Below are 15,017 nucleotides of genomic sequence, written 5' to 3' on the forward strand. Positions count from 1 at the left end.
GGAGCGATCAAGAACCGCACCAGCTCGCGGGGCCGGCCGGACACTACCATGGCACCCATCCTGCTCACAGCGCACCGCCATGGACCTGACGCCCCGCGAGAAAGACAAGCTGCTGATCTTCACCGCCGCCCTGCTGGCCGAGCGACGACGCGCCCGCGGCCTGAAGCTCAACCACCCGGAGGCGGTGGCACTGATCAGCGCGGCCATCCTGGAGGGTGCCCGCGAGGGCAAGAGCGTCGCGCAGATGATGAGCGAAGGCCAGCAGGTGCTGACCCGGGCCGACGTGATGGACGGCGTGGCCGAGATGATCCCGGACATCCAGGTCGAGGCGACCTTCCCCGACGGCACCAAATTGGTGACCGTGCACCAACCCATTGCATGAGGCCACTCACATGACCCCTGGAGAGCTGTTGCCGGCGGACGGCCCGGACCATGCGCTGAACCCCGCGCGCCGTACGCTGACGCTGGTGGTCGAGAACGGCGGCGACCGGCCGATCCAGGTCGGCTCGCACTACCACTTCGCCGAGACCAACGGCGCGCTGCGCTTCGACCGCGCCGCGACCCACGGCATGCGGCTGAACATCGCCTCCGGCACCGCGGTGCGCTTCGAGCCGGGCCAGCAGCGCACGGTCGATCTGGTCGACTATGCCGGCGACCGCGTCGTCTACGGCTTCCGCGGCCTCGTGCAAGGAAAACTCTGACATGGCCACCATCGGACGCCGCGCCTACGCGGAGATGTATGGCCCGACGATCGGCGACCGGCTGCGGCTGGCCGACACCGAGCTGCTGATCGAGGTGGAGGCCGACTACACGCTGCGTGCCGGCGGCTACGGAGAGGAAGTGAAGTTCGGCGGCGGCAAGGTCATCCGCGACGGCATGGGCCAGAGCCAGCGGCCCAACGGCCCCGGGCCGCACGACGCGGTGGACTGCGTGATCACCAACGCGCTGATCCTCGACCACTGGGGCATCGTGAAGGCCGACATCGGCATCCGCGGCCAGCGCATCGCCGCCATCGGCAAGGCCGGCAACCCCGACGTGCAGCCGGGCGTGGACATCGTCATCGGCCCGGGCACCGAGGTGATCGCCGGCGAGGGCATGATCGTGACCGCCGGTGGCATCGACTGCCACATCCATTTCATCTGCCCGCAGCAGATCGAGGAGGCGCTCTCCAGCGGCGTGACCACGATGCTCGGCGGCGGCACCGGGCCGGCCACCGGCACCTTCGCGACCACCTGCACGCCGGGGCCGGAGAACATCGCCAACATGCTGCGCGCGGCCGACGCCTTCCCGATGAACCTGGGCTTTTTCGGCAAGGGCAACGCGAGCCGGCCGGAGGCGCTGCGCCAGCAGATCGAGGCCGGTGTGGTCGGCCTGAAGCTGCACGAGGACTGGGGCACGACGCCGGCCGCGATCGACTGTTGCCTGTCGGTGGCCGAAGACAGCGACGTGCAGGTGGCGATCCACAGCGACACGCTGAACGAGTCGGGCTTCGTCGAGAACACCGTCGCGGCGACGAAGGGCCGCACGCTGTGCGCCTTCCACACCGAAGGCGCCGGCGGCGGCCACGCGCCCGACATCCTGCGCGTGGTGGGCGAGCCGAACTTCCTGCCCTCCTCCACCAACCCGACGATGCCCTACACCGTCAACACGCTCGACGAGCATGTCGACATGCTGATGGTCTGCCACCACCTCGACGCCGCCATCGCCGAGGACCTGGCCTTCGCCGAGAGCCGCATCCGCCGCGAGACCATCGCGGCCGAGGACATCCTGCACGACCTGGGCGCGATCAGCATGTTCAGCTCCGATTCGCAGGCCATGGGCCGCGTCGGCGAGGTGGTGCTGCGTTGCTGGCAGACCGCGCACAAGATGAAGCTGCAGCGCGGCAAGCTGCCCGGCGACCCGGAGCGCCACGACAACGGGCGTGCCAAGCGCTACGTGGCCAAGTACACGATCAACCCGGCCATCGCACACGGCATCAGCCACGAGGTCGGCAGCATCGAGGTCGGCAAGTGGGCCGACCTGGTGTTCTGGCGGCCGGCCTTCTTCGGCGTGAAGCCCTCGCTGGTGATGAAGGGCGGCTTCATCGCGTCGGCGCTGATGGGCGACGCCAACGCCAGCATCCCGACGCCGCAGCCGGTGCACTACCGGCCGATGTTCGGCGCCTTCGGCGGCGCGCTGGCGCGCGGCTCGCTCAGCTTCGTGAGCCAGGCGGCGCTGGCCTCCGAGGTGGGCAGCGTATACGGCCTGCGCAAGCCGCTGTCGGCGGTGAAGAACTGCCGCACGGTCAAGAAGGGCGACATGGTGCACAACGCCTACCTGCCGCGCATGGAGGTCGACGCGCAGACCTACCAGGTGCGCGCCGACGGCCAGCTGCTGACCTGCGAGCCGGCCACCGTGCTGCCGATGGCACAGCGCTATTTCCTGTTCTGATCCGGCGCATTCAAACGCATCCGATTGGATCGGTCAGCGCGGGTGCCGCGCCGGGTCGCTGTGTTGCCACCACCGCAGCCTTTGCGGTCGCGAATACCTTCGCAGGCGGCGATGGTGAGTGCTGGCGAGGGCGCCGGGTGAGCGGCGCAGCGAAGTCAAGGCGGAGGGGGCGGCCTTCAGGCCGACGCCGGGGGACATGAGCGGAGCCGCTCGCCCGGCGCCCTCGTCAGCAACGCGCGGTACCGGCAGGCAGCCGGCCGGCGGACGCTTCGATCGGCGCAATGATCGCGGCGTGCATACTCACGACATGCTGACGATCAACAAACTCCTTGCCCGCGGCGAAGGGCTCGCGCCGACGCTGCTCAAGCGCGCCGCCACGGTGGAACTCGACTGGGACGTGCGCCAGAAGAGCCGCTTCGATGCCACCGACTCGCAGGGCCGCACGCTCGGCGTGTTCCTGCCGCGCGGCAGCGTGGTGCGCGGCGGCGACGTGCTGGTGGCCGAGGACGGCTCGCTGATCCGTGCGATCGCCGCGCAGCAGCCGGTGCTGGTGGTGCGCCACTGCACCGAGCACGGCTCGCCCTTCGACCTGCTGCGCGCCGCCTACCACCTCGGCAACCGGCACGTGCCGCTGGAACTGCAGCCCGACCGCCTGCAGCTCGAGCCCGACCATGTGCTGGCCGACCTGCTGCGCGCGATGCACCTGATCGTCAGCGAAGCGCTCGCCCCGTTCGAGCCGGAAAGCGGAGCCTACGGCGAGCACGGGGCGCCTGCGCAGGCCCACGTTCGAGCGCACGACCATCCGCACGGGCAGGGGCACGACCATGCGCACGGTCAAGCGCACGTCCACGCCGCGGCGCCGCCGACGCGCGGTCGTCCGATCGGCCTGGCCGTCAGCGCCGCTCCGGCACCGCATGTGCACGGGCCCGGCTGCGATCACGACCACGATCACGGGCACCCCCACTGACCGATGCCACGCGTGCGCCGACCAGCGGCACCGACCAGCGCCGCCACGCTGCTGGCGCTGATGTGGCTGGCCTCGCCGGCCCTGCCGGTCGGTGGCTTCAGTTATTCCGAGGGGCTGGAGGCGGCGGCGGAGGCCGGCCTGGTGCGCGACGAGGCCACCGCACGGGAATGGCTGCTCGACCAGCTCGTGCTGGGCTTGGGCCGCGGCGAGCTCGCGGTCGTCGGCCGAGCCCTCGCGGCCTGGCGACGCCGCGATGCGGCGCGCGTGCGCGAACTCAACGACTGGCTGCTGGCCACGCGCGAGAGCGCCGAGATGCGGCTGCAGACCGAGCAGATGGGCCGCTCACTCGCCGCCTGGCTGCAGCAGCGGCCGGACACCGACGCGGCCGCGCTGGCCGCCCTGAGCGCGCTGCCGCCGGCGCCGAGCTACCCGGTCGCGTTCGCGCTGGCTGCCGCCGGCACGCAGGCCAGCGCCCGCGAGGCCGCGCTGGCCTTCGCCTTCGGCTGGGCCGAGAACATGGTGCAGGCGGCGATCAAGGCCGTGCCGCTGGGCCAGAGTGCCGGCCAGCGCATCCTCGGCGCGCTCGGCGAGGCGATCCCGGAGACGGCCGATGCCGCGCTCGCGCTGCAGGACAGCGAGCGGATGGCATTCACGCCGATGCTCGCGGTGCTCTCGGCGCGGCACGAGACCCAGTACTCGCGCCTGTTCCGCTCCTGAGCCGCGAGCAACACGGTCCCGGGTTGGGCGTGGACGCTGCGGCGCGCCGGTGGCTCGCTTCGTGCATCATCGTCGGCATGAGTCCGCTGCATTCGATCCCCCGTCGCACGAAGAAACTGCCCCCGCTGCGCGTGGGCGTCGGCGGGCCCGTGGGCTCCGGCAAGACCACGCTGGTCGAGCTGCTGTGCAAGACCATGCGCGAGCGCTGGGACCTGGTGGTCGTGACCAACGACATCTACACCAAGGAAGACCAGCGCCTGCTGACCGTCGCCGGCGCGCTGGAGCCCGAGCGCATCATGGGTGTCGAGACCGGCGGCTGCCCGCACACCGCGATCCGCGAGGACGCCTCGATCAACCTCGAGGCGGTCGACCGCATGCTGGCGAAGTTCCCCGACGCCGACATCGTGTTCATCGAGTCCGGCGGCGACAACCTGGCGGCGACCTTCAGCCCCGAACTCAGCGACCTGACGATCTACGTGATCGACGTCGCCGCCGGCGAGAAGATCCCGCGCAAGGGCGGGCCGGGCATCACGAAGAGCGATCTGTTCGTCATCAACAAGACCGACCTCGCGCCGCACGTCGGCGCCGACCTGGCGGTGATGGAGGCCGACACGCGGCGCATGCGGCCCGCCTTCGCGACGTCGCGGCCTTACGTGATGACCAACCTCAAGACCCACGAGGGTCTGAACGAGGTGGTGGACTTCATCGAGCGCAAGGGGCTGCTGAACGCGGTCTGAGCACCACCACCCCTAGCATCGCGACCATCGTCATCGGCACGGAGGTGCGGTGGGATTAGAGTCGGCACTCCCTCTTCTCCATTCACGAAAGGACGACGCCATGGGCCTGATGAGTTTCATCAAGGAAGCCGGAGAAAAGCTGTTCGGCAAGGGCGAAGCCAAGGCAGCGCAGGAGGCGGTGGCGCAGGCGCCCAGCGCCGAGAACCTGGCGCGGCTGAACAAGACCGCGGGCGACGCGATCGTGACCTACATCGAGGCCCAGGGCCTGAAGGTCGACGGGCTGGCGGTCGGCTTCGACGGTGCGAGCGCGACCGTCACCGTCTCGGGGCAGGCGCCCGACCAGGCCACGAAGGAGAAGGTGCTGCTGTGCTGCGGCAACGTCGAGCACGTGGTGGCGGTCAACGACCAGCTTACCGTGGCGGCACCGACGCCCGAGGCGCAGTACTACACGGTGGTCAAGGGCGACAACCTGTCGAAGATCTCGAAGCAGTTTTACGACACGCCGAACAAGTACCCGGTCATCTTCGAGGCCAACAAGCCGATGCTGACGCACCCGGACAAGATCTACCCGGGCCAGGTACTGCGCATCCCGCCGCTGCCCTGAGCGAGGGCGGGGGGCGTGAGCGCCCTCCGTCAGCGCACCGGCGCTGGCAGAACCTCGACATCGATGCCGTCGCCGGGCTGCCGCTGCACGCCAGACATCCCGGGCCGCCCGGTTGCGGCCTGAGCGTGCAGCCAGGCGGCGACCGCTTGCGCATCGACGGGCCGGGCAAACAGGAAACCCTGGAAGATCCTCGACGAAGGTTCTGTCGATCTTGATGGTGTCGACGGGAAACCGCTTCAGGTGGCCGAGACTGGAGTGGCCGGGACCGAAGTCGTCGACGAAGCAGCGGCGGCGCGGGGCGCTCAGCGCAGCGCCATGCCGCCCAGCGCCTTCGCGGCGCCGGCGCCGACCGCCGCGCCGAAGCGCTTGGCCAGGCGCTCGGCCACATTTTCCTTGGGTGTGTAGTCGATCACCTCTTCGGCCTTGACCACTTCGCGGGCCACGTAGTCCAGGCTGCCGAGCCTGTCGACGAGGCCCTGCTGCACGGCGGACTCGCCGCTCCAGAACAGGCCGGAGAAGGTCTCGGGCGCTTCCTTGAGGCGCTTGCCGCGCCCGTCCTTCACCACCTTGATGAACTGCTGGTGGATCTGGTTGACCATCGCCTGCGCATAGGCCTTGTGGGCATCGCTCAGCGGCGAGAACGGATCGAGCAGGCCCTTGTTGTCGCCGGCCGTGATGAGGCGGCGCTCGACGCCGAGCTTGTCCATCGTGCCGGTGAAGCCGAAGCCGTCCATCAGCACACCGATCGAGCCGACGATGGAGGCCTTGTCGACGAAGATCTCGTCGGCCACCGCGGCGATGTAGTAGGCCGCCGAGGCACACAGTTCCTCGCACACTGCATAGACCTTCTTGCCGGCGTGCAGGCCCTTCAGGCGCCGGATCTCGTCAGTGATCAGACCGGCCTGCACCGGGCTGCCGCCGGGCGAGTTGATGCGCAACACCACGGCCTGCGCACCGTCGTCGTCGAAGGCGTTGCGCAGCGCAGCGTTGATGCCCTCGGCGCTGGCGACCGCGTCGAAGGCGATCTCGCCCTGGATCTCGATCAGCGCCGTGTGCGGCCCGCTCGGTGCCGCGGCGTGGCGTTGCTGCGCCACCAGCGCCCAGGCGATCGCGCCGAAGACGAACAGCCAGGCCAGCCGGATCAGCAGCCGCCAGCGCCGCTCGCTGCGCCGGTCCTTCAGGTAGTTGCGCGCGAACTCCTCGATCACACGGCCGTCCACGTTCGCCGGGGCGGGCGCGGCGGGAGCACGGCTGGAAGGGGCGGGGCCCAGCGTGGGCTCGGCGGGATCGTCGAAACTGCTCATGGGATGCTCGGAATGGGTGTCGCGCGCGTCTCGGGCGCAAGGAAGCTCGGGGAATTCAGGTGCCGGATGCCGGCCGGATGTCGCGAGAAGGATACCAATACACCTGCCCGTCGTGCTCCGCCACCCTGAGCGCGGTCAGGTGCCCGCGTCCGCAGGGACCACCGGCACAGCGGCCGGTCGCCGGCTCGTAGGCCGCACCGTGGATGGAGCAGACGATGAAGCGGCGGTCGGCATCGAGGAATTCACCGGCCTGCCAATCCATCTCGACCGGCACATGCACGCAGCGGTTCAGGTAGGCGACCGCCCGGCCGTCGAAACGCAGCGCGAAGGCGCGCACCGGGCGGCCGTACTCGAGCACGTCGAACACCAGCGCGCGGCCACCGTCGCTCAGCTCGCTGGCGGCGCACAGCGGCACCGGCTCGGCGGCCTCAGGCATGGGCCCTGAGCCAGCGATCGAGCTCGGCCGTCGAATGCGCCACGAAACGCGGCGCGAAGGCGTCGAAAGCCTCGGGTTCGTGCGCACCGAAGCTCACCGCCACGCTGGCCGTGCCGGCATTGGCCGCGAGCTGCAGGTCGTGCGTGGTGTCGCCGACCATCAGCGTGCGCTCGGGCGCGACGCCGAACTCGGCCATCAGCTCCTGCAGCATGCGCGGGTGCGGCTTGGAGGCGGTCTCGTCGGCGGTGCGGGTGGCATCGAACAGGCCCTTGAGCTGAACGGTCTGCAGCGCCTCGTCGAGCCCGCGGCGCGACTTGCCGGTGGCGACGCCGAGCCAGTGCTGGCGCTCCTTGAGCGCGTACAGCATCGGCAGCGTGCCGGCGAACAGCGTCAATTCGTGCTGGCGCGCGACGTAGTGGTGGCGGTAGCGCTGGCCGAGCTCGGGGTAGCGCTCGCGCGGCAGGCCGGGTACCGCATGCTGCAGCGCTTCCTGCAGGCCCATGCCGATCACATAGGCCGCCTGCGTGGCGTGCGGCACGGCGGTGCCGAGGTCGGCGGCCGCAGCCTGGATGCAGGTGACGATCAGCGCGGTGGAGTCGAACAGCGTGCCGTCCCAGTCGAACACGACCAGGTCGAACTGGCGGGAGCGGAAATCGGTCATGGGTCGGGGTGGCGCGCGGGTCCGGGCCCGCGACAGGGCGTGCTACAGGGATTGCAGGAGGTTGCGGCATTCTGCCGGCAAGGCCGCTTCGAGCTCGATCGTCTCGCCGCTGGCCGGGTGCTCGAACCGCAGCCGCTTCGCATGCAGGAACATGCGGTCGAACTTGACCGCCGGAACGGCTTCGCCGCGGGCCAGCGCCTTGTTCAGCGCGAAATCGCCGTACTTGTCGTCGCCGACGATCGCATGCCCCTCGTGCGCCAGGTGCACGCGGATCTGGTGGGTGCGGCCGGTCTTGATCGTCACGTCGAGCAAGGTGTAGTTCGCGTAGGAGGTGGCCACCTGCACGAGGGTGATCGAGCGCTGGCCGTCCTCGTCGTCCTTCGCGGTGACGCGCACGCGGCGCTCGCCGGCGGCGTCGAGGTACTTGTGCAACGGCGTGTCGATCACCTTGCGCTTCGCCGGCCAGGCGCCGGGCACGAGCGCAGCATAGGTCTTGCCGGTCTCGCGTGCGCGGAACTGGTCCTGCAGCCGCGTGAGCGCGCTGCGCTTCTTGGCGAGCAGTAGCAGGCCCGAGGTCTCGCGATCGAGCCGGTGCACGAGCTCCAGGAACTTCGCCTGCGGCCGGGCGCGGCGCAGCTGCTCGATGACACCGAAGCTGACACCGCTGCCACCGTGGACCGCAACGCCGGCGGGCTTGTCGATCACCAGCAGGTGCTCGTCCTCATAGACGACGGGGAACTCGCGCGGCGGCGCGGCCTCGCGCTCGGCAGGCGTGGCCACTCGCACCGGCGGCAGCCGCAACTCGTCGCCCGCGGCGAGCCGCGTGTCGGCCGCGGCACGACCACGGTTCACCCGCACCTCGCCGCTGCGGATGATCCGATAGACATGCGTCTTGGGCACGCCCTTGAGGGTCTTGACGAGGTAGTTGTCCAGTCGCTGTCCGGCACCGTCTTCGCCGACCGTCAGGTGCCTGACCGCAGGGGCCGGCGCAGGCGCCGCCACGGGCTGGGCCGGGAGGCTGGACGCCGGGCGCAGCGGGGCGGCGGGAGCTCGCGAGGCCTTGCGCGCCGGAGCGACTTTGCCTCCTATAATGCGTTGCACCACGTGTGCGCCGTAAGTGATTGATTTGCTTGAGTTTAGCGGTCACTTCGTCGTTGCGTGGGCCCTGTCGCCGGGTTGGCGGCAGGTATTCGGTGATGCAACACCGCGCTGTGCGGCCGGGCCGGCTCCCAAGGTGAGCGGCAGTCAGCGCAAGGCGGTGGCAGAGCCAGCGTAGTACGGACCAACAAACAAGGTTTTCCGGCTGCAGACCGGAAGGTGCCCCGTGCACCGACGAGCTGCAGCCCGCGCCCCCGTGATGCCCCGGATGTCTTCGGCCCACCCCCTCCCCCCCGTGCACCGATCGCCTGCAGTCTTGCCGCTGCGCGTCGGTGGGCGTGCGTGCGGAGGAGGCGCGCTACGCCACGGCCCTGCCCGTGGCAAGTCCGTCCAGGCGCACGCGAGCGCACGCGCCAACGCTTGATCGCTGCAGCGCCTTGGCGGGCGTGGCGGTCGAGTCCAGGGCGATTCCTTCCGGTTCCTCCACGCTGTTTCGTGCATCGACAGGCCGTGCCCGGCGACGGGTCCGGTCGGATTCGTGTGCGGGCGGGCCCCCTGGCCTCCCGCACGGAGGAGTGCACATGAAACGCATGCTGATCAATGCCACGCAGCCGGAGGAGCGGCGCCTGGCGATCGTCGACGGGCAGAAGCTGCTCGACTTCGAAACCGAGATCGAAGGGCGCGAACAGCGCAAGGGCAACATCTACAAGGCGGTCGTCACCCGCGTCGAGCCTTCGCTGGAGGCCTGCTTCGTCGACTACGGCGAAGACCGCCACGGCTTCCTGCCGTTCAAGGAAATCTCCAAGCAGTACTTCAAGGAAGGCGTCACGGTCCGCGACGCGAAGATCCAGGACGTGATCGGTAACGGCAGCGAGCTGCTGGTGCAGGTCGAGAAGGAAGAGCGCGGCAACAAGGGGGCGGCGCTCACCACCTTCGTCAGCCTGGCCGGGCGCTACCTGGTGCTGATGCCGAACAACCCGCGCGGCGGCGGCGTGTCGCGCCGCATCGAGGGCGAGGACCGTGAGGAGCTCAAGGAGAACCTCGACCAGCTCGAGTACCCCAAGGGCATGAGCCTGATCGCCCGCACCGCCGGCATCGGCCGCAGCGCGCCCGAGCTGCAGTGGGACCTGAACTACATGCTCAAGCTGTGGAGCGCCATCGACGGCGCGGCCAAGGCGGGCAAGGGTGCGTTCCTGATCTACCAGGAGTCGTCGCTGGTGATCCGTGCGATCCGCGACTACTTCCATGCCGACATCGGCGAGATCCTGATCGACACCGACGACATCTACGAGCAGGCGCAGCAGTTCATGAACCACGTGATGCCGGAAACGGCCAATCGCGTGAAGCGCTACAAGGACGATGCGCCGCTGTTCAGCCGCTTCCAGATCGAGCACCAGATCGAAACGGCTTTCTCGCGCACGGTGAATCTGCCCTCGGGCGGCGCGATCGTGATCGACCACACCGAGGCGCTGGTCTCGGTCGACGTGAACTCGGCGCGCTCGACGCGCGGCTCCGACATCGAGGAGACCGCGACGCGCACCAACCTCGAGGCGGCCGACGAGATCGCGCGCCAGATGCGGCTGCGCGACCTCGGCGGCCTGATCGTCGTCGACTTCATCGACATGGAGGAGAGCAAGAACCGCCGCGAGGTCGAGACCCGCCTGCGTGACGCTTTGCGCACCGACCGTGCGCGCGTGCAGTTCAGCTCGATCAGCAAGTTCGGCCTGCTCGAACTGAGCCGCCAGCGCCTGCGCCCGGCGCTCAGCGAGGGCAGCCACATCACCTGCCCGCGCTGCAACGGCACCGGCCACATCCGCGACACCGAGTCTTCCGCGCTGCAGATCCTGCGCATCATCCAGGAAGAGTCGATGAAGGAGAACACCGCCGCCGTGCACGTGCAGGTGCCGGTGGAAGTGACCTCCTTCCTGCTCAACGAGAAGCGCACCGAGATCACCAAGATCGAGCTGCGCCAGCGCACCACCGTGCTGCTGGTGCCGAACAAGCACCTCGAAACCCCGAACTACAAGCTCGAGCGCCTGCGCCACGACGACCCGCGCCTGGAGAACCTGCAGGCCAGCTACACGATGATCGAGGAGCCGGACGACGAGGTCGGCATCACCCGGCGCGAGAAGGCCAAGGCCAAGCAGGAGCCGGTGATCAAGGGCGTGCTGCCCGATCTGCCGGCGCCGGTGGCCGCACCGAAAGCGGAGCCGGTGGTCGCCAAGGCACCGGTGGCTGCACCGCCGGTGGCGGCCGCACCGGTACTTGCGAGCGACGCCGGCGGTGGCTTCTTTGGCTGGCTCAAGAAGCTGTTCGGTGGCGAGACCCCGGCTGCACCGGCCGTCGTGGCGGCCCCCGCCACACAGCCGGCGAAACCGGGCCGCGAAGGCGGCCGCGACGGGAATCGCGATGGCGGACGCGGACGCCGTGGCGGACGCGATGGTCAGCGCTCGGAGCGCGGCGAGGGTCGGGCTGCCGAAGGCCGCGGGGGTGAGGGCCGCGGGGGCGAACGCACCGAAGCGCGCGCGGAACGCGGCGAACGCACCGAGCGCGGCGAAGGCCGCGGTGACGACCGCAGCCGCCGTGGCGAGCGCGATGGCCGTGGCCGTCGTGGCGAGCGTCCCGAAGGCGCTGCCGCCGAACCGGGCAGCACGGGCACCGAGCGGCTCGAGCGCTCACCACGCCACGAGCCCCGCAACGGCCCGCGCCCGGAATCGACCGCGTCCGACGAGTTGCGCCTGCCGCTCGCTGGCACTGAAGGCCAGACGGAAGCCGGCCCGCCGACGGATGCACCCGAGGGTGGTGAAGGCGCACGCCGCCGCCGCCGCCGCGGTGGCCGAGGCCGCGGCGAGCGCGACGAGGCTCGCAGCGACGCACCCGAGGGGCAGACCGAGACCGCGGCCAACGACGAGTCGCTGGTCGCCGATGTCGCTGCTGGTACCGCCCGCACCGAAGGTGATGCGGCAGCGGACGACACCGCCGGCGAAGGCGGCGAGCAGCGCCGCGGCCGCCGTGGCGGCCGGGGCCGACGCGAGCGCACCGAGGGCGACGCCGCAGCGGCGTTGACCGAAGCGGGCGACGCGGCCAGCCCGGCGGCGCAGGCGATGCCCGCATCGCCCGTCCCGTGGTGGGAAGCCACGCCGGTGGCCGAGACGACGCCTCCCCCCGAGACCGCGAGCGCGCCGCCGCTGCAGCCGGCCGAGGTCGCGCTACAGGCCTTGGCTGACGTGGTGTCCAAGGCCCCTGCTGCGGCGCCCGCCGAGGCGATCGTGCCGCCGCCTGCTGCTGCGGTGGTCGCTGCGCCGGTGGCCGCCCCGCCGGTGGCCGCCCCGCCGGTGGCCGTGCCCGTCGTCGAACCGGTGCCGTCCTACACGCTGCCGGTCGGCGACCTCGCTTCGGTGGCCTCCGGCGCCGGTCTGGAGTGGGTGAACTCCGACGTCGACAAGGTGCGCGCGGTGCAGCAGGCGATGGCCGATGCGCCAAAGCCCTCGCATGTGCCGCGCGAGCCGAAGCCGGTCGTTGCGGTCGATGAGGGCCCACTCGTGCTGGTGGAGACGCGCCAGGACCTGTCGCAGATCAAGCTGCCGTTCGAGAACCGCTGAACCCTCGCTCAGGACTACGCCCCCGGGCCTGGCGGCACGGGGGCGTTTTTCATGGGCCGTGGCCGGACCGGCGCCGGCCACCCCCGCTCAAGGCAGTTGGTCGAGCGCGCGCTGGTAGGGCGCGTGGTGCATCAGCTCGTCCCACGGCAGCGGCGCCGTCTGCGGCAGCAGGTCGAGGCGACGCGCCTCGCTGTCGGCGCTGGCCTGCCAGCGGCCGCGTTCCAGGGCAAGGTCCAGGCCGTCGATCAGCGCGTCGAGCGGCGCGCCGCCGGCGAGCGACTGGTTGCACAGCAGCACCAGGTCGCACCCGGCGTTCAGCGCGGCGATACCGGCCTCCACGGGCGTGCCGGCCACGGTCGCGCCCTGCATGCTGAGGTCGTCGCTGAAGATCGCGCCGGTGAAGCCGAGCCGCCTGCGCAGGATGTCCTGCAGCCAGCGGGGCGAGAAGCCGGCCGGCCGATCGTCGACCTTGGTGTAGATCACATGCGCCGGCATCACGCTGGCGAGCGAGGTGGAAAGCCACTGGTAGGGTTTCGCATCGTCACCGAGGATCTCGCGCAGCGAGCGGCGGTCGACCGGCACCTCGGTGTGCGAGTCGGCGGCCACGTAGCCGTGCCCCGGGAAATGCTTGCCGCAGCTCGCCATGCCGGCCAGCAGCAGGCCGTGCATCAGGCTCTTGGCAAGCAGGGTGGCAACGCGCGGGTCACGGTGGAAGGCGCGGTCGCCGATCACGCCGCTGGGCCCATGGTCGAGGTCGAGCACCGGCGTGAAGCTGAAGTCGACGCCGCAGGCGCGCAGCTCGGCCGCCAGCACGTAGCCGCAGGCGGTCGCGGCGTCGGTGGCGCGCATCGCACCGCTGCCGGCGCCGGCCTTGCCGTCGTCCATCCACAGTTCGCCCAGCGCGCGCATCGGTGACAGGTGGGTGAAGCCATCGCTGCGAAAGCGCTGCACGCGCCCGCCTTCGTGGTCGACGCAGATCAGCACGTCGGGCCGCAGGGTCTTGATCTCCGCAGTCAACGCCGTCAGCTGCGCGCGGTGCTGCCAGTTGCGCGCGAACAGGATCAGGCCACCGACCAGCGGGTGCTGCAGACGGCGACGGTCGTCGGCATCGAGGGAGGTGCCGGCGATGTCGATGACGATGGGCGCATGGCCCGGCAGGTCGTGCTTCATGGTGCGGGGTGCTGTTCGACCACCACGAAGGCGGCCGCGTAGTCGGATTCGTCGGTCAGGGTCACATGGGCCGCCAGCCGGCGCTCGGCGAACCACTGCGCCAGCTCGCCGTGCAGCGCGATGCCGGGCTTGCCGCTGGCGGCGTTGACGACCTCGCAGGCGCGCCAGCTCATCGGCCAGTGGATGCCCAGGCCGATCGCCTTCGAGAAGGCCTCCTTGGCCGAGAAACGCGTCGCCAGGTAGCGCAGGCCGCGCGCGGGCACCTTGGCCGAGCGCGCGCGGTAGACGCTCAGCTCGTGCGCGCCCAACACCCGCTCGGCGAAGCGCTCGCCGCGCCGCTCCAGCGTGGCGGCAATGCGGCGGATGTCGCACAGGTCGGTGCCGATGCCGTAGATCATGATGGCCCCTCGTCCGTGAAGGGACTGCGGGCCGGCTTGGTAGCGGCCCGGCGCCCGGCGCCCCGCCACCCTGTTCGGCCCCTCCTCATGGCGCAGACGCGCGATGGATGCAGCGCAGGTAGTCGCGCACGGTCTCGGTCAGGCCCAGCTCCAGTGCGTCGGCGATCAGCGCGTGGCCGATCGACACTTCCCGCACGCCGGGCACGGCCCGCAGGAAGTCGGTCAGGTTGTCGCGGTTCAGGTCGTGGCCGGCATTGAGCCCGAGGCCGGCGCACAGCGCGGCCCCGGCCGCGGCGGCGTAGCAGGCCAGCAGGGCAGCATGCTGCGGCGTGCCGGCGCTTGCGGCGTGCGACCGCGCATAGGCCTCGGTGTAGAGCTCGACGCGGTCGGCGCCGATCGCGCGCGCAGGCACCATGGCCTCGGGCAGCGGGTCCATGAACAGGCTGACGCGCACGCCGAGCGCGTGGCATTCGTCGATCAGCGGCTTCAGGCGCTCGCCGTCTTCAGGCAGGGTCCAGCCATGATCGGAGGTCGACTGCTCGACGCTGTCGGGCACGAAGGTCGCCTGGTGCGGGCGGACTTCGCGCACCAGATCCATCAGGTTGTGGAAGGGGTTGCCCTCGATGTTGTATTCGATGTGTGGCCAGGCCTTCAGCAGCGCCGCGAGGTCGCGGACATCGTGGGTGCGGATGTGGCGCTGGTCGGGCCGCGGATGCACCGTGATGCCCTGGGCGCCCGCATCGAGCGCGAGCCTCGCGGCATGGGTGACGCTCGGGATCGTGAGCGTGCGCGTGTTGCGCAGCAGCGCGACCTTGTTCAGGTTGACCGACAGCGCGGTCATCGCGCCATGGGAAGGGAGGCCGGTGGCGATCAGCGGGTTCATCGGGAAGGGG

The 15,017-nt window shown here is 70.5% G+C and carries 15 protein-coding genes and 1 pseudogene; 8 read left to right on the plus strand and 8 right to left on the minus strand.

Annotation, left to right across the window (positions count from 1 at the left end):
- Window positions 1–79: 79 nt before the first annotated feature.
- The 7 genes from ACQY9S_RS12025 (at window position 80) to lysM (ending at window position 5,455) form a co-directional block, all read left to right on the plus strand.
- Window positions 80–382, plus strand: a complete 303-nt coding sequence (locus ACQY9S_RS12025; protein ID WP_428419936.1) for an urease subunit gamma — start codon at window positions 80–82, stop codon at window positions 380–382.
- Between the two features lie 10 nt (window positions 383–392).
- Entirely contained in the window at window positions 393–701 is a 309-nt protein-coding gene (locus ACQY9S_RS12030) for an urease subunit beta (RefSeq protein ID WP_428419937.1), read from the plus strand.
- Between the two features lies 1 nt (window position 702).
- Window positions 703–2,430, plus strand: a complete 1,728-nt coding sequence (gene ureC / locus ACQY9S_RS12035; RefSeq protein WP_428419938.1) for an urease subunit alpha — start codon at window positions 703–705, stop codon at window positions 2,428–2,430.
- A gap of 307 nt (window positions 2,431–2,737) precedes the next feature.
- Entirely contained in the window at window positions 2,738–3,397 is a 660-nt protein-coding gene (gene ureE / locus ACQY9S_RS12040; RefSeq protein WP_428425710.1) for an urease accessory protein UreE, read from the plus strand.
- Window positions 3,398–3,400: 3 nt separating this feature from the next.
- A complete protein-coding gene (locus ACQY9S_RS12045) occupies window positions 3,401–4,114 on the plus strand; it encodes an urease accessory protein UreF (protein ID WP_428419939.1) in 714 nt (237 codons plus the stop codon).
- 77 nt (window positions 4,115–4,191) lie between these two features.
- Window positions 4,192–4,851 (plus strand): urease accessory protein UreG, encoded by a 660-nt coding sequence (gene ureG, locus ACQY9S_RS12050; protein WP_428419940.1) that lies wholly within the window; start codon window positions 4,192–4,194, stop codon window positions 4,849–4,851.
- A gap of 100 nt (window positions 4,852–4,951) precedes the next feature.
- Window positions 4,952–5,455, plus strand: a complete 504-nt coding sequence (lysM, locus tag ACQY9S_RS12055; RefSeq protein WP_428419941.1) for a peptidoglycan-binding protein LysM — start codon at window positions 4,952–4,954, stop codon at window positions 5,453–5,455.
- A 180-nt stretch (window positions 5,456–5,635) separates the two neighbouring features.
- Here the strand turns inward: lysM and ACQY9S_RS12060 are convergent.
- The 5 genes and pseudogenes from ACQY9S_RS12060 to ACQY9S_RS12080 form a co-directional block, all read right to left on the minus strand.
- Window positions 5,636–5,737: pseudogene (locus ACQY9S_RS12060) on the minus strand (EAL domain-containing protein); the annotation flags it as partial.
- 20 nt (window positions 5,738–5,757) lie between these two features.
- On the minus strand, window positions 5,758–6,759 hold the full coding sequence (locus ACQY9S_RS12065) for a S49 family peptidase (RefSeq protein WP_428419942.1): 1,002 nt from the start codon (window positions 6,757–6,759) through the stop codon (window positions 5,758–5,760).
- Window positions 6,760–6,814: 55 nt separating this feature from the next.
- Window positions 6,815–7,195, minus strand: a complete 381-nt coding sequence (locus ACQY9S_RS12070; RefSeq protein ID WP_428419943.1) for a Rieske (2Fe-2S) protein — start codon at window positions 7,193–7,195, stop codon at window positions 6,815–6,817.
- The gene (locus tag ACQY9S_RS12075; RefSeq protein WP_428419944.1) at window positions 7,188–7,856 is read right to left on the minus strand and encodes an HAD family hydrolase; all 669 of its coding nucleotides are present in this window, start codon (window positions 7,854–7,856) and stop codon (window positions 7,188–7,190) included. The genes ACQY9S_RS12070 and ACQY9S_RS12075 overlap by 8 nt, the downstream gene beginning before the upstream one ends.
- Before the next feature lie 42 nt (window positions 7,857–7,898).
- Window positions 7,899–8,957, minus strand: a complete 1,059-nt coding sequence (locus tag ACQY9S_RS12080) for an RluA family pseudouridine synthase (RefSeq protein ID WP_428419945.1) — start codon at window positions 8,955–8,957, stop codon at window positions 7,899–7,901.
- Between the two features lie 578 nt (window positions 8,958–9,535).
- Here ACQY9S_RS12080 and ACQY9S_RS12085 point away from each other — a divergent pair.
- Entirely contained in the window at window positions 9,536–12,556 is a 3,021-nt protein-coding gene (locus tag ACQY9S_RS12085) for an Rne/Rng family ribonuclease (RefSeq protein ID WP_428419946.1), read from the plus strand.
- 87 nt (window positions 12,557–12,643) lie between these two features.
- Here ACQY9S_RS12085 and nagZ read toward each other — a convergent pair whose 3' ends face one another.
- The 3 genes from nagZ to ACQY9S_RS12100 form a co-directional block, all read right to left on the minus strand.
- On the minus strand, window positions 12,644–13,726 hold the full coding sequence (nagZ, locus tag ACQY9S_RS12090; RefSeq protein ID WP_428419947.1) for a beta-N-acetylhexosaminidase: 1,083 nt from the start codon (window positions 13,724–13,726) through the stop codon (window positions 12,644–12,646).
- Window positions 13,723–14,124 carry a holo-ACP synthase gene (gene acpS, locus ACQY9S_RS12095; RefSeq protein WP_428419948.1) on the minus strand — a complete coding sequence of 134 codons (402 nt, stop codon included), beginning with the start codon at window positions 14,122–14,124 and terminating at the stop codon, window positions 13,723–13,725. Before acpS ends, nagZ begins: the two co-directional genes overlap by 4 nt.
- Before the next feature lie 85 nt (window positions 14,125–14,209).
- Entirely contained in the window at window positions 14,210–15,007 is a 798-nt protein-coding gene (locus tag ACQY9S_RS12100; RefSeq protein ID WP_428419949.1) for a pyridoxine 5'-phosphate synthase, read from the minus strand.
- Window positions 15,008–15,017: the final 10 nt, after the last annotated feature.

This window comes from Methylibium sp. (genome assembly GCF_965279545.1).
In the GTDB taxonomy this organism is placed as follows: domain Bacteria; phylum Pseudomonadota; class Gammaproteobacteria; order Burkholderiales; family Burkholderiaceae_C; genus Methylibium.

Coding starts and splice junctions, on each gene's coding strand:
- ACQY9S_RS12025 (WP_428419936.1), top strand. CDS start 80: ATGGACCTGACGCCCCGCGAGAAAGACAAGCTGCTGATCTTCACCGCC.
- ACQY9S_RS12030 (WP_428419937.1), top strand. CDS start 393: ATGACCCCTGGAGAGCTGTTGCCGGCGGACGGCCCGGACCATGCGCTG.
- ureC (WP_428419938.1), top strand. CDS start 703: ATGGCCACCATCGGACGCCGCGCCTACGCGGAGATGTATGGCCCGACG.
- ureE (WP_428425710.1), top strand. CDS start 2,738: ATGCTGACGATCAACAAACTCCTTGCCCGCGGCGAAGGGCTCGCGCCG.
- ACQY9S_RS12045 (WP_428419939.1), top strand. CDS start 3,401: ATGCCACGCGTGCGCCGACCAGCGGCACCGACCAGCGCCGCCACGCTG.
- ureG (WP_428419940.1), top strand. CDS start 4,192: ATGAGTCCGCTGCATTCGATCCCCCGTCGCACGAAGAAACTGCCCCCG.
- lysM (WP_428419941.1), top strand. CDS start 4,952: ATGGGCCTGATGAGTTTCATCAAGGAAGCCGGAGAAAAGCTGTTCGGC.
- ACQY9S_RS12065 (WP_428419942.1), bottom strand. CDS start 6,759: ATGAGCAGTTTCGACGATCCCGCCGAGCCCACGCTGGGCCCCGCCCCT.
- ACQY9S_RS12070 (WP_428419943.1), bottom strand. CDS start 7,195: ATGCCTGAGGCCGCCGAGCCGGTGCCGCTGTGCGCCGCCAGCGAGCTG.
- ACQY9S_RS12075 (WP_428419944.1), bottom strand. CDS start 7,856: ATGACCGATTTCCGCTCCCGCCAGTTCGACCTGGTCGTGTTCGACTGG.
- ACQY9S_RS12085 (WP_428419946.1), top strand. CDS start 9,536: ATGAAACGCATGCTGATCAATGCCACGCAGCCGGAGGAGCGGCGCCTG.
- nagZ (WP_428419947.1), bottom strand. CDS start 13,726: ATGAAGCACGACCTGCCGGGCCATGCGCCCATCGTCATCGACATCGCC.
- acpS (WP_428419948.1), bottom strand. CDS start 14,124: ATGATCTACGGCATCGGCACCGACCTGTGCGACATCCGCCGCATTGCC.
- ACQY9S_RS12100 (WP_428419949.1), bottom strand. CDS start 15,007: ATGAACCCGCTGATCGCCACCGGCCTCCCTTCCCATGGCGCGATGACC.